Source organism: Dietzia sp. CW19 (assembly GCF_014145265.1).
Classification (GTDB): Bacteria; Actinomycetota; Actinomycetes; order Mycobacteriales; family Mycobacteriaceae; genus Dietzia; species Dietzia natronolimnaea.
In genome coordinates, this window is record NZ_JAALEE010000382.1 from 1678 (window position 1) to 3887 (window position 2210).

2 protein-coding genes and 1 pseudogene are annotated in these 2210 nt (G+C 71.0%); all 3 read left to right on the forward strand.

Going from position 1 to position 2210, the window contains the following annotated elements; genetic code table 11:
- Window positions 1–311 precede the first annotated feature (311 nt).
- A pseudogene (locus G6021_RS17915) lies at window positions 312–614 on the forward strand (acyl-CoA dehydrogenase family protein); the annotation flags it as partial.
- A gap of 87 nt (window positions 615–701) precedes the next feature.
- Window positions 702–1919: an acyl-CoA dehydrogenase family protein gene (locus tag G6021_RS17920; protein WP_338404187.1), complete on the forward strand. Its 1218-nt coding sequence runs from the start codon at window positions 702–704 to the stop codon at window positions 1917–1919.
- A gap of 45 nt (window positions 1920–1964) precedes the next feature.
- On the forward strand, window positions 1965–2210 hold a 246-nt coding region (locus G6021_RS11720), incomplete at its 3' end, for a MaoC family dehydratase N-terminal domain-containing protein (protein ID WP_182641349.1).

Consider the following 2210-nt stretch of genomic DNA (forward strand, 5'->3'; position numbering starts at 1 on the left):
GGACGATCACGGGCACCGTCACCGCGGTCCGCTACGCGGCCCAGGCCCGGTCCGTCCTGGTGCCGGTGTCCACGGCCGGGGGAGCCCCCGTCCTCGTCGTCGTCGCCCCCGACGCCCCCGGGGTCACCCTGACCCCGACCCTCGGGTCGCTCGGCGTGCCGGAGTACGCGATGCGGTTCGACGCGACGCCGGTCGACGACGACGACGTGATCCGCGGCCCGGGGGACGGATCGGTCCTCGACGAGTTCCGACGGCTCGTCCTGTCGGCGTGCATCGCCCACGGTGACGGCCTGGTCTCCGGCGCGTTGGACATGACCGCCGACTACCTCAAGCAGCGTGTGCAGTTCGGTAAGCCGCTCGGCTCGTTCCAGGCGGTCCAGCAGGAGCTGGCCGACGTCTACATCATCTCGCGCACGCTGCACGTGATCTCCCAGTCGGTGACCTGGCGGGTCTCGGAGGGGCGCACCGGCCCGGCCGACCGGTACGCCACCGACCCGACGATCGGTGCCTACTGGCTGGCCACCGAGGGACCGCGTGCGGTGCAGATCCTGCACCACCTGCACGGCGGGGTCGGGGTGGACATCACCTACCCCATGTTCCGGTACTCCTCGGCCGTCAAGGACCTGGCCCGCTTCGTCGGCGGCGCGCAGCTCCACCTGGACGACCTCGCGTCGGCGGTGGCGTCCGACCCCGTCGAGCACGTGGCCCCCGCCTCGACCGACGCCGACGCCGGTGCGGCCCCGGACGGCACCTTCATCGACCTCACCGGAGACCAGAGGGCGCTGCAGGCCGAGCTCCGCGAGTACTTCTCCACGCTCATCTCGCCCGAGGAGGCGGCGGACATCGCCACCACCCGCCACGGCGACACCTACGCGGAGATCATCACCCGCATGGGCCGGGACGGGTGGCTGGGGGTGGGGTGGCCCACCGAGTTCGGCGGCAAGGGCTTCGGCCACATCGAACAGTTGATCTTCACCAACGAGGCCACCCGCGCTGACGTCCCGCTCCCCTCGGTCACGCTGCAGACCGTGGGGCCGACCCTGCAGAAGTACGGCTCCGAGGTGCAGAAGGAGAAGTTCCTGCCCGGGATCCTCGACGGCTCGATCCACTTCGCGATCGGCTACTCCGAGCCCGACGCGGGCACCGACCTCGCCGCGCTGCGGACCACCGCGAGGCGGGACGAGGCCACCGGCGACTGGATCATCAACGGGCAGAAGATGTGGACCACCGGCGGTCACCACGCCGACTACATCTGGCTGGCCGCGCGGACCGGTACCCCGGACTCCCGACATCGCGGGCTCACCATCTTCATCGTCGACACCTCCGATCCGGGGTTCTCGTTCACCCCGATCATCACCTGCGACGGCGCCCACCACGTCAACGCCACCTACTACTCGGACGTGCGCGTCCCGGCGGACATGGTGGTGGGCGAGGTCGACGGCGGGTGGAAAATGCTCACCACCCAGCTCAACCACGAGCGCGTGATGCTGGCCCCGTCCGGTCGACCGGGCGGGTACTACGACGAGCTGGTCGGCTGGGCCCGGGGCACCGGCGCCGACGGGGTCCGTCACCTGGACCGGCCCGAGGTGCGGCGCGGGCTCGCCGAGATCTTCGCGTTCGTCCGGCTCAACGAACTGCTCAACTGGCAGGTCTCCTCGGCCGGGGAGAACCCGTCGATGGGTGACTCGGCGGCGTCCAAGGTGTTCTCCACCGAGAAGATCCAGCACGTCGGCCGGATCATCGAGGAGCTGCTCGGTCGCTTCGGCGACCCCACCGATCCCGACACCGCCAGACTCCAGCGGTGGTTCGACATGATGAACAAGCGCAACGTCGTGATCACCTTCGGGGGCGGGGTCAACGAGGTGATGCGCGAACTGACCTGCATGGGCGGACTCGGCATGCCCCGCACCGCCCGCTGACCCGACCCCCCGTCAGCCCGCCCACGACCGAACGAGAAGGCACTCATGAGTGACGAGCAGGCCGCCCGCATCCTGGCCGCCGCCGAGGAGGTCCGCGCCTCCGGCGGCAGCGCGCGCCGCGCGGGCCGCGATCCCATCAACACGCCGATGATCCGCAACTGGACCGAGGCGATCGGGGACGTCAACCCGATCTACACCGACGAGGCCGCGGCCCGCGCGGCCGGTCACGACGGTCCGGTGGCCCCGCCCGCGATGGCGCAGGTCTGGACCATGCGGGGGCTCGGCAGGACC